General features: G+C 55.7%; 14 protein-coding genes, 2 tRNA genes and 3 rRNA genes. 9 read left to right on the top strand and 10 right to left on the bottom strand.

Annotation, left to right across the window (positions count from 1 at the left end):
- The first annotated feature begins 73 nt into the window (after positions 1-73).
- The gene (locus CFter6_RS22380) at positions 74-961 is read left to right on the top strand and encodes an SMP-30/gluconolactonase/LRE family protein (RefSeq protein WP_061541776.1); all 888 of its coding nucleotides are present in this window, start codon (positions 74-76) and stop codon (positions 959-961) included.
- Positions 962-1,149: 188 nt separating this feature from the next.
- Positions 1,150-1,698, top strand: coding sequence for an acyloxyacyl hydrolase (locus CFter6_RS22385; protein ID WP_014007979.1), 549 nt, complete (start codon positions 1,150-1,152; stop codon positions 1,696-1,698).
- A 184-nt stretch (positions 1,699-1,882) separates the two neighbouring features.
- On the opposite strand, the gene rrf is transcribed toward CFter6_RS22385, so the two are convergent.
- The 6 genes from rrf to CFter6_RS22415 all read right to left on the bottom strand — a co-directional run bounded on the left by rrf (position 1,883) and on the right by CFter6_RS22415 (position 8,642).
- Positions 1,883-1,995, bottom strand: a 5S ribosomal RNA gene (gene rrf, locus CFter6_RS22390).
- Positions 1,996-2,171: 176 nt separating this feature from the next.
- Positions 2,172-5,045, bottom strand: a 23S ribosomal RNA gene (locus CFter6_RS22395).
- A 331-nt stretch (positions 5,046-5,376) separates the two neighbouring features.
- Positions 5,377-5,452: transfer RNA gene (locus tag CFter6_RS22400), tRNA-Ala, on the bottom strand.
- 9 nt (positions 5,453-5,461) lie between these two features.
- A tRNA-Ile gene (locus tag CFter6_RS22405) sits at positions 5,462-5,538 on the bottom strand.
- A 125-nt stretch (positions 5,539-5,663) separates the two neighbouring features.
- A 16S ribosomal RNA gene (locus CFter6_RS22410) occupies positions 5,664-7,194 on the bottom strand.
- The 16S, 23S and 5S rRNA genes sit together here with 2 tRNA genes alongside, the layout of an rRNA operon.
- Positions 7,195-7,697: 503 nt before the next feature.
- Positions 7,698-8,642, bottom strand: coding sequence for a methyltransferase domain-containing protein (locus CFter6_RS22415; protein WP_061541777.1), 945 nt, complete (start codon positions 8,640-8,642; stop codon positions 7,698-7,700).
- A 181-nt stretch (positions 8,643-8,823) separates the two neighbouring features.
- Here CFter6_RS22415 and CFter6_RS22420 point away from each other — a divergent pair, with 181 nt between their 5' ends.
- The 3 genes from CFter6_RS22420 (at position 8,824) to CFter6_RS22430 (ending at position 10,685) form a co-directional block, all read left to right on the top strand.
- On the top strand, positions 8,824-9,522 hold the full coding sequence (locus CFter6_RS22420; protein ID WP_061541778.1) for a ComF family protein: 699 nt from the start codon (positions 8,824-8,826) through the stop codon (positions 9,520-9,522).
- 66 nt (positions 9,523-9,588) lie between these two features.
- Entirely contained in the window at positions 9,589-10,071 is a 483-nt protein-coding gene (trmL, locus tag CFter6_RS22425) for a tRNA (uridine(34)/cytosine(34)/5-carboxymethylaminomethyluridine(34)-2'-O)-methyltransferase TrmL (RefSeq protein WP_061541779.1), read from the top strand.
- A 137-nt stretch (positions 10,072-10,208) separates the two neighbouring features.
- Positions 10,209-10,685 carry a copper chaperone PCu(A)C gene (locus CFter6_RS22430; protein ID WP_061541780.1) on the top strand — a complete coding sequence of 159 codons (477 nt, stop codon included), beginning with the start codon at positions 10,209-10,211 and terminating at the stop codon, positions 10,683-10,685.
- A 68-nt stretch (positions 10,686-10,753) separates the two neighbouring features.
- On the opposite strand, the gene rfaE2 is transcribed toward CFter6_RS22430, so the two are convergent.
- The 4 genes from rfaE2 to CFter6_RS22450 form a co-directional block, all read right to left on the bottom strand.
- Complete coding sequence (gene rfaE2 / locus CFter6_RS22435; RefSeq protein WP_061541781.1) at positions 10,754-11,233, bottom strand: D-glycero-beta-D-manno-heptose 1-phosphate adenylyltransferase; 480 nt, start codon at positions 11,231-11,233, stop codon at positions 10,754-10,756.
- 89 nt (positions 11,234-11,322) lie between these two features.
- Positions 11,323-12,180, bottom strand: a complete 858-nt coding sequence (locus CFter6_RS22440; protein ID WP_061541782.1) for a ferritin family protein — start codon at positions 12,178-12,180, stop codon at positions 11,323-11,325.
- Positions 12,181-12,395: 215 nt separating this feature from the next.
- The gene (locus tag CFter6_RS22445) at positions 12,396-13,052 is read right to left on the bottom strand and encodes a PhaM family polyhydroxyalkanoate granule multifunctional regulatory protein (protein WP_061541783.1); all 657 of its coding nucleotides are present in this window, start codon (positions 13,050-13,052) and stop codon (positions 12,396-12,398) included.
- A gap of 91 nt (positions 13,053-13,143) precedes the next feature.
- Positions 13,144-14,424, bottom strand: coding sequence for a branched-chain amino acid ABC transporter substrate-binding protein (locus tag CFter6_RS22450; RefSeq protein WP_082815054.1), 1,281 nt, complete (start codon positions 14,422-14,424; stop codon positions 13,144-13,146).
- A gap of 115 nt (positions 14,425-14,539) precedes the next feature.
- Between CFter6_RS22450 and CFter6_RS22455 the strand changes: the two genes are divergently transcribed.
- The 4 genes from CFter6_RS22455 to CFter6_RS22470 all read left to right on the top strand — a co-directional run bounded on the left by CFter6_RS22455 (position 14,540) and on the right by CFter6_RS22470 (position 18,420).
- On the top strand, positions 14,540-15,676 hold the full coding sequence (locus CFter6_RS22455) for a DUF3108 domain-containing protein (protein WP_061541784.1): 1,137 nt from the start codon (positions 14,540-14,542) through the stop codon (positions 15,674-15,676).
- 49 nt (positions 15,677-15,725) lie between these two features.
- The gene (locus CFter6_RS22460; RefSeq protein WP_236904447.1) at positions 15,726-16,487 is read left to right on the top strand and encodes a DUF3108 domain-containing protein; all 762 of its coding nucleotides are present in this window, start codon (positions 15,726-15,728) and stop codon (positions 16,485-16,487) included.
- Between the two features lie 75 nt (positions 16,488-16,562).
- Positions 16,563-17,273 (top strand): 7-cyano-7-deazaguanine synthase QueC, encoded by a 711-nt coding sequence (queC, locus tag CFter6_RS22465; protein ID WP_061541786.1) that lies wholly within the window; start codon positions 16,563-16,565, stop codon positions 17,271-17,273.
- A 355-nt stretch (positions 17,274-17,628) separates the two neighbouring features.
- A complete protein-coding gene (locus CFter6_RS22470; RefSeq protein WP_061541787.1) occupies positions 17,629-18,420 on the top strand; it encodes a M48 family metallopeptidase in 792 nt (263 codons plus the stop codon).
- Positions 18,421-18,438: the final 18 nt, after the last annotated feature.

Genomic DNA, 18,438 nt, shown 5'->3' on the forward strand with positions numbered 1-18,438 from the left:
CCCGGCCCTGGCGCCAGGGCAGCCGTTTTCGTTCGTGTCCCGATCCATCCTGCCTTTTTCCATCATCAAACTCATGAATCAAATTGAAATCGCCTACGACCAGCCCATGCAATTAGGCGAGTGCCCGCTGTGGCATGCCGGCGAAGCTGCGCTGTACTGGGTCGACATCTCGGCCATGCAGGTGCACCGGCTGCGCCCTGCCGACGGCGTCCACGCCATGTGGCAGCTGCCTGCCGAACCTGGCTGCATCGGCCACCATGCCGGCGGCGGCCTGGTCGTCGCCATGCGTACTGGCGTGGTCCACCTGAATACCGACAGCGGCGAGCTCACCCATATCGCCGATGCGCCTTACGACACTGCCACCGCGCGGTTTAACGATGGCCGTTGCGACGCCGCCGGGCGCTTCTGGGCCGGCACCATCTACGAACCGCGCGACCACGCCGGCGCCCAGTTGTACACCATCGAAAAAGATAGCATACGGCCCGCAGGCAATCCGGTGACAGTGTCCAACGGCCTCGGCTTCAGCGGCGACGGCCGTACGCTTTATCACAGCGACACCACGGCGCACCGGATCTGCAGCTATGAATTCGATCTGGAGAATGGAGTAATCGGCGCTGGCCGGGTGCTGAAGCAGTTCGCCATGGACAAGAGTGCTCCTGACTATGGCGGCCGTCCCGACGGCGCTGCGGTTGATAGCGAAGATGCCTATTGGTGCGCGATGTATGAGGGCGGCAGGCTGTTGCGTTTAACACCGGCAGGCGAGGTGCTGCAGGAAGTGATCTTGCCGCTACGCTGCCCGACCATGATGGCGTTCGGCGGCGCCGATTTGCGTACGCTGTATGTCACCAGCGTGAGTGAAAAGCGCAGTGCTGCCGAACTTGAAAAATATCCCGCATCCGGCTGCATCCTGTCGCTGCGGGTTGACGTGCCTGGCCGGATTGAGCCAGCTTATATTGCCTGATGCGGGACAAGAATTCACAGTTTTACGACAGGAATTGCCCGTAGTTCGGCAACAATCCCGGTTTTCGACTATTCTTTAGGGCTGTAGCTGCGCGCCGCGGGGAGTTGCATATGCGGTCAGCGCCGCCTTTCATCTGAATATGGCGACGACTTGTTTCGCTTTTTTATTTTTACGTTCGAAAGTCTTTCATGCAAAAAAAACATACCGGACTCAAACTCTTGGCTGCAGCCGGCCTGCTGGCTGGCGTTCACTCAACCAGCTTTGCCGTGGACTCCGCATCCTTCGAACTCGGCACCGGGAACAAGAGCCAGCTGGCTCGGGTTGCCGCGCAATGGAACTGGAACACGGCCTTGTGGCAAGGCAGCAGCACGCAACTCGGCGGCTACTGGGACTTGAGCCTGGCTGAATTCCGCCAGAACCAGTACCAGAATATTCCCGGCCAGAAGAAAAACCTGACCGATATCGGCTTCACGCCGGTGTTCCGTTTCCAGGCCAACGATAAAAAGGGCTTGTATGGAGAAGCCGGCATCGGCGTGCATCTGATGTCGCACCTGTATGACAACAACAGCCGCCGTTTTTCCACCGCTTTCGAGTTTGGCGACCATATCGGCACTGGTTATGTGTTCAGCAACGGCCTGGATATCGGCCTCAAGCTGCAGCATTTCTCCAATGGCGGCATCAAGAAGCCAAACAGCGGTGCAAACTTTGCTGTGCTGCGGGTAGCTTATCCGTTCTAAGCCAGTTTTTGATCCAGATGCTAGAAGGCCGGTTGCGCAAGCTGACCGGCTTTTTTTTCGCCGGATGATTGAGGGTAGTTGATTGAAGTAATACGAAGAGCGACGGTATCGCACACATGGCCACAAACCGTCGTCCCAAAGCAAAAACCCTCTGCTGGTAAGAGCAGAGGGTTTTTTAATAAAAGCCTGACGATGACCTACTTTCACACTGGTTGCAGCACTATCATCGGCGCAAAGTCGTTTCACGGTCCTGTTCGGGATGGGAAGGGGTGGTACCAACTCGCTATGGTCATCAGGCATAACTTGTATCGTTTTTGTTCTCCGATTGGAGCAACAAAGAACGCAATTTAGAAGAAGTAGTTTTTTATACCGAACTCACTAGGGTGAGTGAGTCCGGTTGGGTATGAGTGTCCAAACGATTCTTTCGAATCTTGGCAAACAAATAAGCTCATCATATAACCTGCTAAGGTTATAGGGACAAGCCTCACGGGCAATTAGTATCAGTTAGCTTAACGTATTACTACGCTTCCACACCTGACCTATCAACGTCCTGGTCTCGAACGACCCTTTAGGGGAATCTAGTTCCCGGGAAATATCATCTTAAGGCAAGTTTCCCGCTTAGATGCTTTCAGCGGTTATCTCTTCCGAACTTAGCTACCCGGCAATGCCACTGGCGTGACAACCGGTACACCAGAGGTTCGTCCACTCCGGTCCTCTCGTACTAGGAGCAGCCCCTTCAAATTTCCAACGCCCACGGCAGATAGGGACCAAACTGTCTCACGACGTTTTAAACCCAGCTCACGTACCACTTTAAATGGCGAACAGCCATACCCTTGGGACCGGCTACAGCCCCAGGATGTGATGAGCCGACATCGAGGTGCCAAACTCCCCCGTCGATATGAACTCTTGGGAGGAATCAGCCTGTTATCCCCAGAGTACCTTTTATCCGTTGAGCGATGGCCCTTCCATACAGAACCACCGGATCACTATGTCCTACTTTCGTACCTGCTCGACTTGTCAGTCTCGCAGTTAAGCACGCTTATGCCATTGCACTATTAGCACGATGTCCGACCGTACCTAGCGTACCTTCGAACTCCTCCGTTACACTTTGGGAGGAGACCGCCCCAGTCAAACTGCCTACCATGCACTGTCCCCGATCCGGATAACGGACCAAGGTTAGAACCTCAAACAAACCAGGGTGGTATTTCAAGGTTGGCTCCACGAGAACTAGCGTCCCCGCTTCAAAGCCTCCCACCTATCCTACACAGATTGGTTCAAAGTCCAATGCAAAGCTACAGTAAAGGTTCATGGGGTCTTTCCGTCTAGCCGCGGGTAGATTGCATCATCACAAACATTTCAACTTCGCTGAGTCTCGGGAGGAGACAGTGTGGCCATCGTTACGCCATTCGTGCAGGTCGGAACTTACCCGACAAGGAATTTCGCTACCTTAGGACCGTTATAGTTACGGCCGCCGTTTACTGGGACTTCAATCAAGAGCTTGCACCCCATCATTTAATCTTCCAGCACCGGGCAGGCGTCACACCCTATACGTCCACTTTCGTGTTTGCAGAGTGCTGTGTTTTTATTAAACAGTCGCAGCCACCTTTTTATTGCAGCCCTTTCGTCCTTCTGGCGCAGGCCAGTCAAACTACATGGGCGTACCTTATCCCGAAGTTACGGTACAAATTTGCCGAGTTCCTTCTCCCGAGTTCTCTCAAGCGCCTTAGAATACTCATCTCGCCCACCTGTGTCGGTTTGCGGTACGGTCTCGTGTGACTGAAGCTTAGAGGCTTTTCTTGGAACCACTTCCGATTGCTTCACCAATAAATTGGCTCGTCCCATACCCTTGAATTACGCTGCCGGATTTGCCTAACAGCCTTCTCTGATATAGGAACCGGGACTTCCAACACCCGGACAACCTTCCGCGATCCGTCCCCCCATCGCATCACACGACGGTGCAGGAATATTAACCTGCTTCCCATCAGCTACGCATCTCTGCCTCGCCTTAGGGGCCGACTCACCCTGCTCCGATGAACGTTGAACAGGAAACCTTGGGCTTACGGCGTGGGGGCTTTTCACCCCCATTATCGCTACTCATGTCAGCATTCGCACTTCTGATACCTCCAGCATCCTTTACAAGACACCTTCGCAGGCTTACAGAACGCTCTCCTACCATATCAATAAATTGATATCCGCAGCTTCGGTGACTGGCTTAGCCCCGTTACATCTTCCGCGCAGGACGACTCGATCAGTGAGCTATTACGCTTTCTTTAAAGGATGGCTGCTTCTAAGCCAACCTCCTGACTGTTTTAGCCTTCCCACTTCGTTTGCCACTTAGCCAATCTTTGGGACCTTAGCTGGCGGTCTGGGTTGTTTCCCTCTTGACGTCGGACGTTAGCACCCGGCGTCTGTCTCCCAAGCTCGCACTCATCGGTATTCGGAGTTTGCAATGGTTTGGTAAGTCTCGATGACCCCCTAGCCATAACAGTGCTCTACCCCCGATGGTGATACTTGAGGCACTACCTAAATAGTTTTCGGAGAGAACCAGCTATTTCCAAGTTTGTTTAGCCTTTCACCCCTACCCACAGCTCATCCCCTAATTTTTCAACATTAGTGGGTTCGGACCTCCAGTGCGTGTTACCGCACCTTCATCCTGGCCATGAGTAGATCACTTGGTTTCGGGTCTACACCCAGCGACTGAACGCCCTATTCGGACTCGATTTCTCTACGCCTTCCCTATACGGTTAAGCTTGCCACTGAATGTAAGTCGCTGACCCATTATACAAAAGGTACGCAGTCACGGAACAAGTCCGCTCCTACTGTTTGTATGCACACGGTTTCAGGATCTATTTCACTCCCCTTCCGGGGTTCTTTTCGCCTTTCCCTCACGGTACTGGTTCACTATCGGTCGATATCGAGTATTTAGCCTTGGAGGATGGTCCCCCCATGTTCAGACAGGATTACACGTGTCCCGCCCTACTTGTTGCAAGCTTAGTTCCACAATGATCATTTCGTATAAGGGGCTATCACCCTCTATGGCCGACGTTTCCAAGTCGTTCTACTATGTCCACTGCTAAAACTTGCGGCTGTTCCCATTTCGCTCGCCACTACTTTGGGAATCTCGGTTGATTTCTTTTCCTGCAGCTACTTAGATGTTTCAGTTCGCCGCGTTCGCTTTGCATACCTATGTATTCAGTATGCAATGACCACTAGGGCCGGGTTTCCCCATTCGGAAATCTGCGGATCAAAGCTTGTTTGCTAGCTCCCCGCAGCTTATCGCAAGCTACTACGTCCTTCATCGCCTGATATCGCCAAGGCATCCACCATGTGCACTTATTCACTTGTCCCTATAACTTTAGCCTCTGAGTGCGTTCACACCCAAAAAGCGGTTATAGAGGTATTTCTATGAGTTTAGCGTTTGCCGTATCCAAAGTGTTTTCGCATGTCCATGCAGCTTGCGCCCATGGACTCTTTTGAGAACTCTTTACATACTTTTTGATTTGATACAATCATACCCATCCACAACAATGTCTTGTCATGGACGAATCTTTACTACTTCTTCTAAATTGTTAAAGAACAGTTATTGCTTTTGATCTTAAAAAGACCAAACCTAAATCCCAGTGCCTATCCTTCGCACCGACTTAGGTTTGATATTTCACGATTCTCACCAAGGAAACTTGGTGGAGGTTGACGGGATCGAACCGACGACCCCCTGCTTGCAAAGCAGGTGCTCTCCCAGCTGAGCTAAACCCCCGGAAATCTTTGGTGGGTCTGGTTGGGCTCGAACCAACGACCCCCGCGTTATCAACACGGTGCTCTAACCAACTGAGCTACAGACCCGCTTGGATCAGTACGAGCCTACCATCAACTATCGCGTATCTCTACGCAACAGCCTTTGACCGATACCTGTTCTTCTTAACTAACAGACGATAAGTGTGGACGCTTAACTTTCATGCAAACTCTAGAAAGGAGGTGATCCAGCCGCACCTTCCGATACGGCTACCTTGTTACGACTTCACCCCAGTCACGAATCCTACCGTGGTAAGCGCCCTCCTTACGGTTAGGCTACCTACTTCTGGTAAAACCCGCTCCCATGGTGTGACGGGCGGTGTGTACAAGACCCGGGAACGTATTCACCGCGACATGCTGATCCGCGATTACTAGCGATTCCAACTTCATGTAGTCGAGTTGCAGACTACAATCCGGACTACGATACACTTTCTGGGATTAGCTCCCCCTCGCGGGTTGGCGGCCCTCTGTATGTACCATTGTATGACGTGTGAAGCCCTACCCATAAGGGCCATGAGGACTTGACGTCATCCCCACCTTCCTCCGGTTTGTCACCGGCAGTCTCATTAGAGTGCCCTTTCGTAGCAACTAATGACAAGGGTTGCGCTCGTTGCGGGACTTAACCCAACATCTCACGACACGAGCTGACGACAGCCATGCAGCACCTGTGTTACAGCTTTCTTTCGAACACTCCCAAATCTCTTCGGGATTCTGTACATGTCAAGGGTAGGTAAGGTTTTTCGCGTTGCATCGAATTAATCCACATCATCCACCGCTTGTGCGGGTCCCCGTCAATTCCTTTGAGTTTTAATCTTGCGACCGTACTCCCCAGGCGGTCTACTTCACGCGTTAGCTGCGTTACCAAGTCAATTAAGACCCGACAACTAGTAGACATCGTTTAGGGCGTGGACTACCAGGGTATCTAATCCTGTTTGCTCCCCACGCTTTCGTGCATGAGCGTCAGTGTTATCCCAGGGGGCTGCCTTCGCCATCGGTATTCCTCCACATCTCTACGCATTTCACTGCTACACGTGGAATTCTACCCCCCTCTGACACACTCTAGCCTTGCAGTCACAAATGCCATTCCCAGGTTAAGCCCGGGGATTTCACACCTGTCTTACAAAACCGCCTGCGCACGCTTTACGCCCAGTAATTCCGATTAACGCTTGCACCCTACGTATTACCGCGGCTGCTGGCACGTAGTTAGCCGGTGCTTATTCTTCAGGTACCGTCATTAGGGGACCGTATTAGGATCCCCCGTTTCTTCCCTGACAAAAGAGCTTTACAACCCGAAGGCCTTCTTCACTCACGCGGCATTGCTGGATCAGGGTTGCCCCCATTGTCCAAAATTCCCCACTGCTGCCTCCCGTAGGAGTCTGGGCCGTGTCTCAGTCCCAGTGTGGCTGGTCGTCCTCTCAGACCAGCTACTGATCGATGCCTTGGTGAGCCTTTACCTCACCAACTAGCTAATCAGATATCGGCCGCTCTATGAGCATGAGGTCTTGCGAGCCCCCACTTTCATCCGTAGATCGTATGCGGTATTAGCTAGTCTTTCGACTAGTTATCCCCCACTCAAAGGTACGTTCCGATATATTACTCACCCGTTCGCCACTCGTCAGCGGAGCAAGCTCCCTGTTACCGTTCGACTTGCATGTGTAAGGCATGCCGCCAGCGTTCAATCTGAGCCAGGATCAAACTCTTCAGTTCAATCTCTGTTTTGTGGCATTGCTGCCTAGCATCTCTGCTATCGCTCACTCAAAATACTGACAGGCCACTTTCTTTCAAAAGCGCCTATTTTCTTCTTTTGTGAACATTTAATGTTTTAAGTTATACGCCACCCATTTACATGAATGACGCTGCACTTCCATCAAACGCCCACACTTATCGACTGTTAATTGTTAAAGAACCGTCTACTTCGCGTCACCAGCACTTCAGTTCGCGGCACCAACAAATCGTTTTGTTTGTCAGCAGCAGAGAGATGAGATTATGTGGTGTTTCCAGCTTTTCGTCAACTACTTTTTTACTACTTACCGAAAAACTTTTACCTGCCCACATCACCCTCAAACCTACTTTTCCCCTCTCAAACTCCACTTACAAAACAGCTCTAACTTCTCTTCGCTGTCTCGGTAATTTCGCGTCGTTCTCAACGGGAGGCGAACTATAGCAACCCTCATTCTTCCCTGCAAGTACTTTGTTAAATATATTTTCATTTATCTGTTTTTACCCAAATTCCACTGCACGATGGACTCGCCGCCACTGGTGGTTTTAGGTACGGGCCGGAATGCATGGCCATAGATGATTTCAAAAGTGAGCGGCAACTTGCCGTCCGGCCGGCGCCTGGCTTCCAGTGCGGCCTTGATGCGGGCTCCGGCGGCGCGCCCCAGCAAGCCGCGGCCGCGCGTCGCCAGCGGATTGCCGCCCCAGGCGCGGACGTCGGCCAGCAGTTTCTCCACAGTGCCATAGGTAACCGTGATGGTTTCCATGTCCATGACCGGCGTCGAGAAGCCGGCATTGACCAGCATGTCGCCAAAATCATGCATGTCGACGAAAGGCAGGACGTGTGCGCCGCCATCGATGCCGGCAAACGCATTGCGCAATTCCTTAAACGTGTCGGGACCAAAGCAGGAAAACATCAGCAAGCCATCCACCCTTAATATGCGCCGCCACTCGGCGAAAACCCGATCCGGCTGCGGATGCCAGTGCAGGGCCAGGTTGGACCAGACCAGGTCGATCGTGTTCGGCGCCAGCGGCAGCTGGGCAAAGTCGCCGCATAGCAGGTCAGACGCCAGCTCATCGCTATTGCCGGTAAACGGCAACCACTTCTTTAACAGGCGATTGACCGACAGCTGCGCAGTCTGGCGTTGCTCTTTTGCTATCGACAACATGGCGGAGGATGCATCCAGCCCGATAACGGCGGCTTCGCTGAAGCGCTGCTGCAGCGTATATATATCCGGGCCGGCGCCGCAACCGGCATCCAGCACCCGCTGCGGGGTCAGTTTCACCAGAGCAAGACGTTCATGCATTCGGCTTGAGATTTCACGGCGCATGAATTCGGATTCACGCACCAGCGCAGGCTGGGCAAACAACTGGCGTACCCGGCGCAGGTCGATCGGCGCACTTTGGCTGGTTTCAAAAGGAGGCAGTGAGGTAGACATCGGAATCCGGCAGGTGAGATGAAATGCGATAATCGCCAGTAGTTTACACGCTTGATAGCGTGTAGGCTGAGCGTGCCGCTATCCATCCGACAAGAACGGCAACAAAAACGAGACTCGCCCCGTGTTATTTCCCCGGTTACGCCACTGGCCGCGACAGCAACTTGCCCATCTCCTGGCGAGCATGCCCTCCTGCTGCGCACTGTGCGGACAAAACGGCAAGCGGGTCATTTGCGACGGCTGCAGCAGGCATTATTTTTCCGGCCGGCCACCGCGCTGTAAGCAGTGCGCGAATCGCCTGCCCCGGTTCGACGGTGATAATCAGGCGTTATGCGGCAATTGCCTGAAACAGGCTCGCGCCTTCGATGCCACCATCGTGGCCTGCGACTACGCGGCGCCGGCAGACCAGCTGGTTCTGGCGTTAAAATTCGGCGGACAGCTGGCGTTGGCGCCGGCGTTTGCGCAAATGTTGTGCGAAGCAAGCCGGATTGGCGTTCATCCCGGGCAGCAGCCGGATTTGCCGGATATCTTGACGGCGGTGCCGCTCAGCGCCCAGCGCTTGCAACAGCGCGGCTTCAACCAGGCGCTGGAGATAGCCAGGCCCTTGGCGCGTTTGCTTGGACTTGGCTTGCAACATAGACTACTGCTGCGACAACGCGATACCCTGCCGCAGTCGCTGGCGCCAGACCTGGAACAAAGGCGCCGCAACCTGCGCCAGGCGTTTGTCGTGCCGCCGGCCGCCATGGCGCAGATACGCGGCCGCCACATAGGCGTGGTCGATGACGTCATGACTACCGGCGAAACGCTGCATGCGCTGGCGCAAACGCTGCGCCGGCATGGCGCCAGCCGCATTACCAATTTTGTGTTTGCAAGGACGCCATGAGCACCCTTGCGGCGCGTTGATTACTGCATTGACATCACAGTTACTATATACATCAGGAGAATCACGTTGTTCCACGTCGTACTGGTTGAACCGGAAATCCCGCCGAACACCGGCAACATCATCCGCCTGTGCGCCAATACCGGTGCGCAATTGCATCTGATTGAGCCGCTCGGTTTCCCCCTCGATGACAGCAAGATGCGCAGGGCCGGCCTGGATTATCACGATTACGCCACCATGCAGGTGCATGCCGACTGGAACGCTTTCGTGGCCAGCATGCGCGACGCCGGCAACTATGATCCCAGCCGCATGTTCGCCATGACTACCCACGGCTCGACGCCGTTTGCCAGCCTCCGGTTCCAGGCCGGCGACGTCTTTGTATTCGGCTCGGAAACGCGCGGGCTGGATCCGGCGCTGCGTGAATCGTTTGCGCCCTCACAGCGCATCCGCTTGCCGATGCGGCCGGACAACCGCAGCCTGAACCTGTCCAATACCGTAGCGGTCGTGGTGTATGAAGCCTGGCGCCAGAACGGCTACAGCGGCGGTGCATGAACCGATTTCCATTGGTAAAGGAACAATCAGGCAGTGATTGTTATAATCCGTCATCTTGCCAATAAGCATGATGTTTCCCGTCACCGCGCTTTCTTCGATTTGCTGTTGGTATTTCCCAATTTAATCAAAGGTCCATCATGTCTTTACGTTCCGTTTCCCTGTTTGTCTGCGCCCTTGCCGTCAGCGTCTCCGCCTATGCCCATGAATACGATCTCGGCAGCCTGCACATCGGCCATCCTTATGCGCGCGCCACCGTACCCGGCCAGCCAAGCGGCGGCGCATTCCTGAGTATCGAGAACAAAGGCAAGGAAGCGGATAAACTGATCGGCGTCAGCTCGCCGGCCGCCAAAAGCGCCGAGATCCACACCATGTCCATGGATGGCAATGTCATGAAAATGCGCGAAGTCGGCGAGATTGAACTGGCGCCGGCAAGCACCATCGAGATGACGCCGGGCCACGGCTATCACATCATGCTGATGGGCCTGGCCCAGCCACTGAAGGCCGGCGACAAATTCCCGCTGACGCTGACTTTCCAAAAAGCCGGCAAAGTCGAAGTGTCGGTACATGTCACCGACCTCAGCGGCAAGGCAGCCGACGCATCGCACCAGCACTGAAGAGAAACGGCAGCTGCATAAAAAAAGCGCGGATTCCGCGCTTTTTTTCATCCTGCCGCTAGCTGCGATCAAGAGCCTTGACGCACCTTGTCCAGCAATTTGCTGGTCGAACGGTCATGTGCAAACGGGATCGCCACCACCTGGCCGCCGTATGCCAGCACCGCCTGCCCTTCCGGAATGGCATCCATCTGGTAATCGCCGCCTTTGACATACACTCCGGGCTGCGCTTCCCGCACCACTTCCAAGGCAGTGTCTTCATCAAATTCAACCACCAGGCTGACGGCTTCCAGCGCCGCCAAAACGGCCATGCGGTCGGCGCAGCTATTGATCGGCCGGTCGTCGCCCTTGCCCAGGCGCTTGACCGAAGCGTCGGTATTCACCGCCACCACCAGCGCAGCGCCCTGCTCGCGCGCCTGCGCCAGGTAGGTAACGTGGCCGCGGTGCAGGATATCGAATACGCCGTTAGTCAACACCACCGGCTGCGGCAAGGCCGCCACGCGTGACTTCAATTCGGCGCGGGTACATAGTTTGGTTTCAAATTTAGGCATGGCGAATATGAAAAAGCCGCAACAACTGCGGCTAGGGATCAGACAAATTGTCCGCGAACGCGGCGGCGCCAAAACCTGGCGCCGTCACATCAGACTGCCGGGGCTGGCGTCAGCGTGGCCAGGCGGGCCACAACTTCCTTGCGATAGCGGTTCAGTTCCTGCACCGTATCAAAGGTGCGTTCGAACAGCAAAGACATGTTGTGCAAAATACGATCGACCACTTTCTTTTCCCAGACGCCGTCGAACTTGATCTGGTCGTCCAGCCAGCGTTCCAGCCATTCCGGATCGGGCAGGCGGCTCTGCACCGTATCGTTCGGGAACAGCGACTGGTTCACGTGCAGGTTGGTCGGGTGCAGCGGTTTTTCAGTGCGGCGGGCCGACGCCATCAAGACGCCGATCTTGGCGAATGCGGCAGACGCGCTGTCGCCTACTTCCGACAAAGCCTTCTTCATGTAGCGCAGGTAAGCGCCGCCGTGGCGCGCTTCGTCCTGGCTGATGATCTTGTAGATCTGCTTGATCACAGGCTCGGTGTGCCAGTCGGAAGCGCAGCGGTACCAGTGGTTGAGGCGGATCTCGCCGCAGAAATGCATCATCAGGGTTTCCAGCGGCGGCGCCGGGTCGAATTCGAAACGCACTTTGTCCAGCTCGGCTTCGGTAGGCACCAGTTCAGGCCGGAAACGGCGCAGGTATTCCATCAGCACCAGGGAATGCTTTTGCTCTTCGAAAAACCATACCGACATGAAGGCGCAAAAATCGCTGTCGCCGTGGTTATCGCGCAAGAACATCTCGGTTGCCGGCAGCGCCGACCACTCCGTAATCGCATTCATGCGAATAGTCTGAGCTTGTTCGTCGGACAGCTGGGTGGCGTCAAACTTGTCCCATGGAATATCGGTCTCCATGTTCCAGCGGACTTGTTCAAGCGATTTAAACAGTTCTGGATACAGCATACATACCTTAAGCAAGTGAGTTAACTGTTCGATTTTACCAAGAATTTGTTACAAGACCGTTTATAAACCGGCTGGCGGCCGAGTTTTTCCTGAAAATCCTGCTCAAATCACAACAAAGTCAAGGCATCACTTAGAGTTTTCCATCCAAGCACCGGTCTTTAATCATCGCACGTATCCGACGCGAGTCAAGCTGTCCCCAAAAAACCGCCTTGTCATTATTTTGAAACAATCCTGGCTTTGCTTGTGCGCGGAGCCGCCTTGCCGCCGGCAGCCGCGCCATTTTTCTTGCCTGCGGGTTTCGACGGCGCACCGCTTGCCTTGCCTCCCGGCTTGGCTGCCGGCTTGACCTTCGCTGCGGTGTTGGCCGGCATCACCATTTTTTCTGCCGCAGCTACGCTATTGACCGCTTGCTTGAATTGATTCTGCAGCAAATCCCACCAGGCGTTGGAATTGCCCAGCGACGGTTCGGCTGCGCCGCTTGCTGCCGGTGGTTTTTCAGCTTCGGCAGCTGGCGGCGCAGCTTGCGCCGCCGGGGTAGCCGAATCCTGCGCCGGATTCATGAACGAAAACGGAAAACCGGCCGCGCTCGCCCATGCGCTTGCATTCGACTCGGCAGCGCTGCCGTCTTGCCGTTCGGCGCTGGCCTGGTTGACCGCCGCCATTGCCTGCAGCGCGGAAATGGTCCCGCTCTGTACCTCAAGCGCCTGTATCGTGGTGCGCAGCATGTTGAGATTGAGATTCAGCCACGATTCCACGGCTTTCAGATCGCTGATCTTCTTGTTGATTTCTTCCACCGACAAGGTAGGAACAACCATGCCCGGCACACCCATGCCGCCCCACATTTTCTTGATGAATTCGAGACTATCTTGCATTGCATCGGCTCCTGGAATACTTGAACGGCTCATCACATATCTCCTTCAGAGATCATCTACAACAACCATCGACTTACGCCGGAACGTCGTCTCAGGGACGCCGCATCTGGCAAGTACTGGCCGCCGCCGTTGCCGCCGGCGCCAGATAACGTTCGGTCTTGAAGCCGTAGCCGCTGCCTTCATTATCAAACCGGATGCCGCCGTCGGCAAGCCTTTGCATCACGGCCACGTACAAGGGCTGTATCAGCTGGTGATCGCTGGCGCGCATGCTGGCTTCATGGAATTTGCTCTTGTAGCGGGCGCCTTCCAGCGCCCGCGCCACGGCGACCGCGTCTGTGCTCCCGGCTTTCTCGATAGCCGCCGCCAGCATGTCGATCATGACATCCATACGCAAAAACAGATAGTCATCTTTCGGCTGCGGATAACGCTGGCGGAAACTGCGATAGAAGGCATCGCTGGCGGCATTGCCGTCAACCGCGTTCGGATGCCACTCGGCCACCGCGCGCACCGTGCCCACCCCAGCCTCGCCGATTGCTGCCGGCGCGCCCAGGCTGTTGGCATAAAAGGTATAGAACTTGAGGCGCAGGCCCGCCTCCTTCGCCGCTTTCACCAGCAGGGTCAGGTCGTTGCCCCAGTTGCCGGTAATGACCGTATCGGCGCCGCTGGCGCGAATCTTGGCGATATAAGGCGCAAAGTCCTTGACCTTGCCGATCGGGTGCAATTCATCGCCGACAATCCGGATATCCGGCCGCGCTGCCTGCAGCTGCCGGCGCGCGGCCTTGGCGACCTGCTGGCCGAAACTGTAGTCCTGGCCGATCAGGTAAACGCTTTTTGCCTTGCTGTCGTTTTTGATGACATCCACCAGCGCCTGCATGCGCATGTCGGCATTGGCGTCAAAACGGAAATGCCAGAAGCTGCATTTTTCGTTGGTCAATACTGGATCGACCGCCGAATAGTTCAGGAACAGCACACGATTATCCGGAGTCCGTGCATTATGTTTGTTGATTGCTTCCACCAGCGCACCGGCAACCGCAGAGCTGTTGCCTTCCAGCACGAAAGGGATTTTCTGGTCGGTCAATTGCTTCAGCTGCAATAACGCGTCCTCCACCCCTTGCTTGTTGTCGAACACAGTCAGGCTCAGGAAATGTTTGCCGTCCGGCAAGCGGACACCACCGCGAGCATTAACCTGCTCCACGGCAAAGCGGATGTTGCGCTCCACGGCTTCGCCGGCATTGGCGAAAGGACCCGACATGCCTTCGATCATGCCCAGCCGGATCGGCGGCAAATCGCTGGACGCGGCCTGCGCCACGTTACCCAGGGCCAGCGTGCATGCCAGCGCGAGACTGGCGGCTTGATATATTCGGGGCGGCATCGGTGCTTGTTCTTGTTTGATGTAAATGCAATATTTTACGTGGTTTATCTGGTTCGCCATGGTTGCCCGGCTTAGTTGCCAGCTCAATCATGGCGGATACGTTTACACTATGCGGATGTCGTCTTCTTCCGCATCCCCCACAATTCCGAGCGATCCCTTCGCCAGCCGCAGCCGCTGGCTATGGGTGCTGCTGCTCACGCTGTTGCTGCACATACTGCTGATTGTCTGGGGCAACCGCCAGTTCGGCGTGCCGTTGCCGGTCAATCGGCCCGAACCCGTGGTCATGGCAAATCTCACGCCTTTGCCGCCGGTGGAAAAACCGGTGCTGCTGCCGCAGGAGCCCAAACCGGCGCCGCAGGCAACCAAACCAACAACCAAACCCAGCGCCCCGGTGCGCCCGAAAGCAGCGCCGGAGCCAAGCGTGGAAGTACCGGATACGCCGATCAGGGAAACCGTGACGCCTATCGTCGACGCCGGGCCCGCAACGCCAGCACCGGCGGATCCTGCGGCTGCCGCCAGTCCGCCGGCAGTCGAACCCGCTCCGGCGCAGGCCGAAGCCGCGCCACCGGCCGGCAAGCACTATCAAACCAATCCGCCGCCGTCGGCGGAGCTGAAATACGATGTGCAAGCATTGCAAAAGGGCCAGAATTATCACGGCAGCGGCAAGATCACCTGGCAAACCGACGGCGGCAGCTACACCGTCAACGGCGAGGCCGGCATCCTGTTTTTTACCGTCCTTGATTTCAAGAGCGAAGGCGAAATCAATGGCTTTGGCGTGAGCCCTGTGACTTTTACGCAAAAGCGCAGGAACAAACCTCCCACCCAGACCATTTTTCATCGCGAGCTGAATCGCATCATTTTTTCGTCTTCGCCGCAAAGTTATCCTCGCAGCGGCGGTGAGCAAGACCGCTCCAGCGTGGTCTGGCAACTGGCCAGCATAGGCCGCGGCGACAGTACGCAGTTTGCTCCGGGAGTGGTCATCGACCTGTTCGTTGCCGGCCCGCTGGATGCGGAAACATGGCGCATGCAAATCGTCGGCCAGGAAAAGGTCAGCGTCGACGGCAACGATGTCGATACCTGGCATGTAATTCGCATTCCAGAAGCCGGTTCACATGAGCAGCGGCTGGACATCTGGCTTGCGCCCCAGCAGGAATGGTATCCAGTCAAAATACGCTTTACCGATAAAAATAACGACTATATCGACATGTCGCTGTCCAAATTGAAACCGCTGGGCCTGGCTGCCGCGCATTGAACCGGGCCCGGCATCAAAATTTTTAAATGTAATGTTTTTTTGGAAAACCATGAAACCATCCCTAGTCCGCCTATCCCTGGCCGCCGCACTGTGCTGCAGCATGCTGACCGCTTCCGCCGCGACCGCCGATCACCCTGCGAGCAAGTACAAGACCGATCTGCCGCCGTCAGCTGACCTGAGCTATGCGATCCAGGCCAAGCAGAGCGGCATTACGCTGGGCGGCGAAGGCAGCGTCAAATGGCTGGCAGACGACAAGCATTTCAGCGTGAAGTCGGAAACCCGCGCCATGCTGTTCGGGAAAATCCTTGAAGCGTCCAGCGAAGGCGCTGTCGACAGCTTCGGCCTGGCGCCCACCCAGTTCATCAACAAGCGCTTCCGCAAGGAGGCGACCACCACTACTTTTCATCGCGACAGCGGCACCATCGGCTTTTCCGAATCCAGCGAGAGTTATCCGATCAAGGGCGGCGAACAGGATCGCACCAGCATCATCTGGCAGCTGATTTCGGTGGCGCGGGCAGCGCCGCAGCAATTCAAGCCAGGTTCGGAATGGACCTTCTTCGTGGCCGGCATGCGCGATGCGGAACCGTGGACGTTCAAGGTCGTCAATACTGAAAAAATCAAGACACCGCTGGGCGACCTGGACACAGTCCATATTTTCAAGGCACCGCCGCCGGACGCCAAGGACCAGCAGCTCGATATCTGGCTGGCGCCGTCGCTGGAATGGTATCCGGTGCGCTTGCGGTTTACCGATCCGAACAAGGATTTTGTCGAGCAGACCCTGCAGCAGGTCAGCAATAAAGACGGCAAATGAGGTGGCAAATGCGCGGCGAATACGGCTGGAAATAAGGCATACAATCTCTTCTTGAATATTTGAACAGCAAATCACATGACTACACCAAACGGCGCCATCGTCCTGTTTAGCGGCGGCCAGGACTCCACCACTTGCCTGGCCTGGGCTTTGTCGCGCTATGAGCGGGTCGAGACGATCGGTTTCGACTACGGCCAGCGGCATGCTGTCGAACTGACCGTGCGTCCGGTCCTGCTGCAGAAAATCCGCGCCCAGTTTCCGCAATGGGCCGGCAAGCTGGGTGAAGACCACCTGATCGACCTGTCGCTGATTTCCAAAATATCGTCGACCGCGATGACGGAAGACGTTGAGATCGTGATGCAGGAAAACGGCTTGCCGAACACCTTTGTGCCCGGACGCAACCTGCTGTTCATGACGGTGGCGGCTACGGTTGCCTATCGGCGCGGCTTGAATGTGCTGGTTGGCGGCATGTGCGAAACCGATTTTTCCGGCTATCCGGATTGCCGCGACGACACCATGAAAGCCCTGCAGGTGGCGCTGAACCTGGGCATGGCGACCCAGCTCAAGGTGGAAACACCCTTGATGTGGATAGACAAGTCGGAAACCTGGAAACTGGCGCAGGACCTCGGCGGCGACACCCTGGTTGACCTGATCCGGGCCGATACCCATACCTGCTACCTGGGCCAGCGCGGCGCGCTGCATGACTGGGGTTATGGCTGCGGCACCTGCCCGGCTTGCGCCTTGCGCGCGCGCGGATACCAGCAATTCAGGTCAACCGAAGGCGTTTGACCGAATCGCGCCAGCTGGCGCATAAGTAAAAGTCCCGATGAAACCTGGCCAGGCGTCAGCAGCAATAGCGGCTGCGGATGCCAGATTGGCCACGCCCCTTCCCCAATCTCCGATGCAAATCCCTCAATAACCGGGGAAGCCATTTGCAATTGCGAAGAAGAAATATATTTGCGCCCTGTTAATATATTTATCAAGATGCTAAGTACAATCGATGCAAGCGCTGACACCGTGGCGATGTTGCAAGGGGAAGGCAGTTGGGCGATCGCCCGATTGCCGACAAATGGAAAAGCACATCCGCCATACGTGCATGAATGCCGCGTGAACAATGTGTACCACTTAAATTCGGAGAAATTAAATGTCACAGACGGTCGCTACGCTTCGCACACAGAAAGAAAAAACCTACCAGGCGCTGATGATAGGTTTCGGCATCTTGCTTTGGATCGCCATTGCCGCAACAGTGGCGGCATACTGGTTGGATCCAAAGATGGCGCCGACCTTGCGCATCTATATCGGGTATGCCGTGGCAATCACGCTTTTTTACTGGATCGCAGCCGCGGTTTATCGCGCGTCGGCATTCGGCAACATGATTCTTTTGGGCCCCGAGCAATTCCCCGCACTGCACCAGATGGTGGTCGCCGGATCGCAGGAAATCGGGCTGTCCGAACCGCCGAAAACCTTCCTGTACAACTCCAACGGCGTCTTCAACGCCTTTGCCCGGCGTTTGCTCGGCGGCCGTTACGTATTCCTGACCTCGGCCTTGGTCGATGCCAATAGCGATGCCCAGGTACGCTTTGTCATCGGCCACGAACTCGGGCACCATGCCGCCGGACATTTGAACCCATGGCTCAACACGCTGAAATTGCCGGCCCATATCGTTCCGTTTTTGGGGAAAGCCTATTCCCGTTCGCGCGAATACACTTGCGACAACATCGGCGCTTATTTGTCCAAGGATTTCGAGGCATCGCGCAGTTCCCTGCAGATGCTCGGCTGCGGTTGCCGCCGATTGAACCAGACGATGAGTTGCGAGTCTTTCGTGGCGCAAGAAGCGATGGTGCCGCCGGTATTCGGTTTCCTCAACGAGATTTGCCGCACTCACCCGCGCCTGACACGGCGGGTTGCAGCGATCAAGGAACAGATCGACAACTGACTATAACCGGCAAGGGAA

The sequence above is a fragment of the Collimonas fungivorans genome (assembly GCF_001584145.1).
GTDB lineage: Bacteria > Pseudomonadota > Gammaproteobacteria > Burkholderiales > Burkholderiaceae_D > Collimonas > Collimonas fungivorans.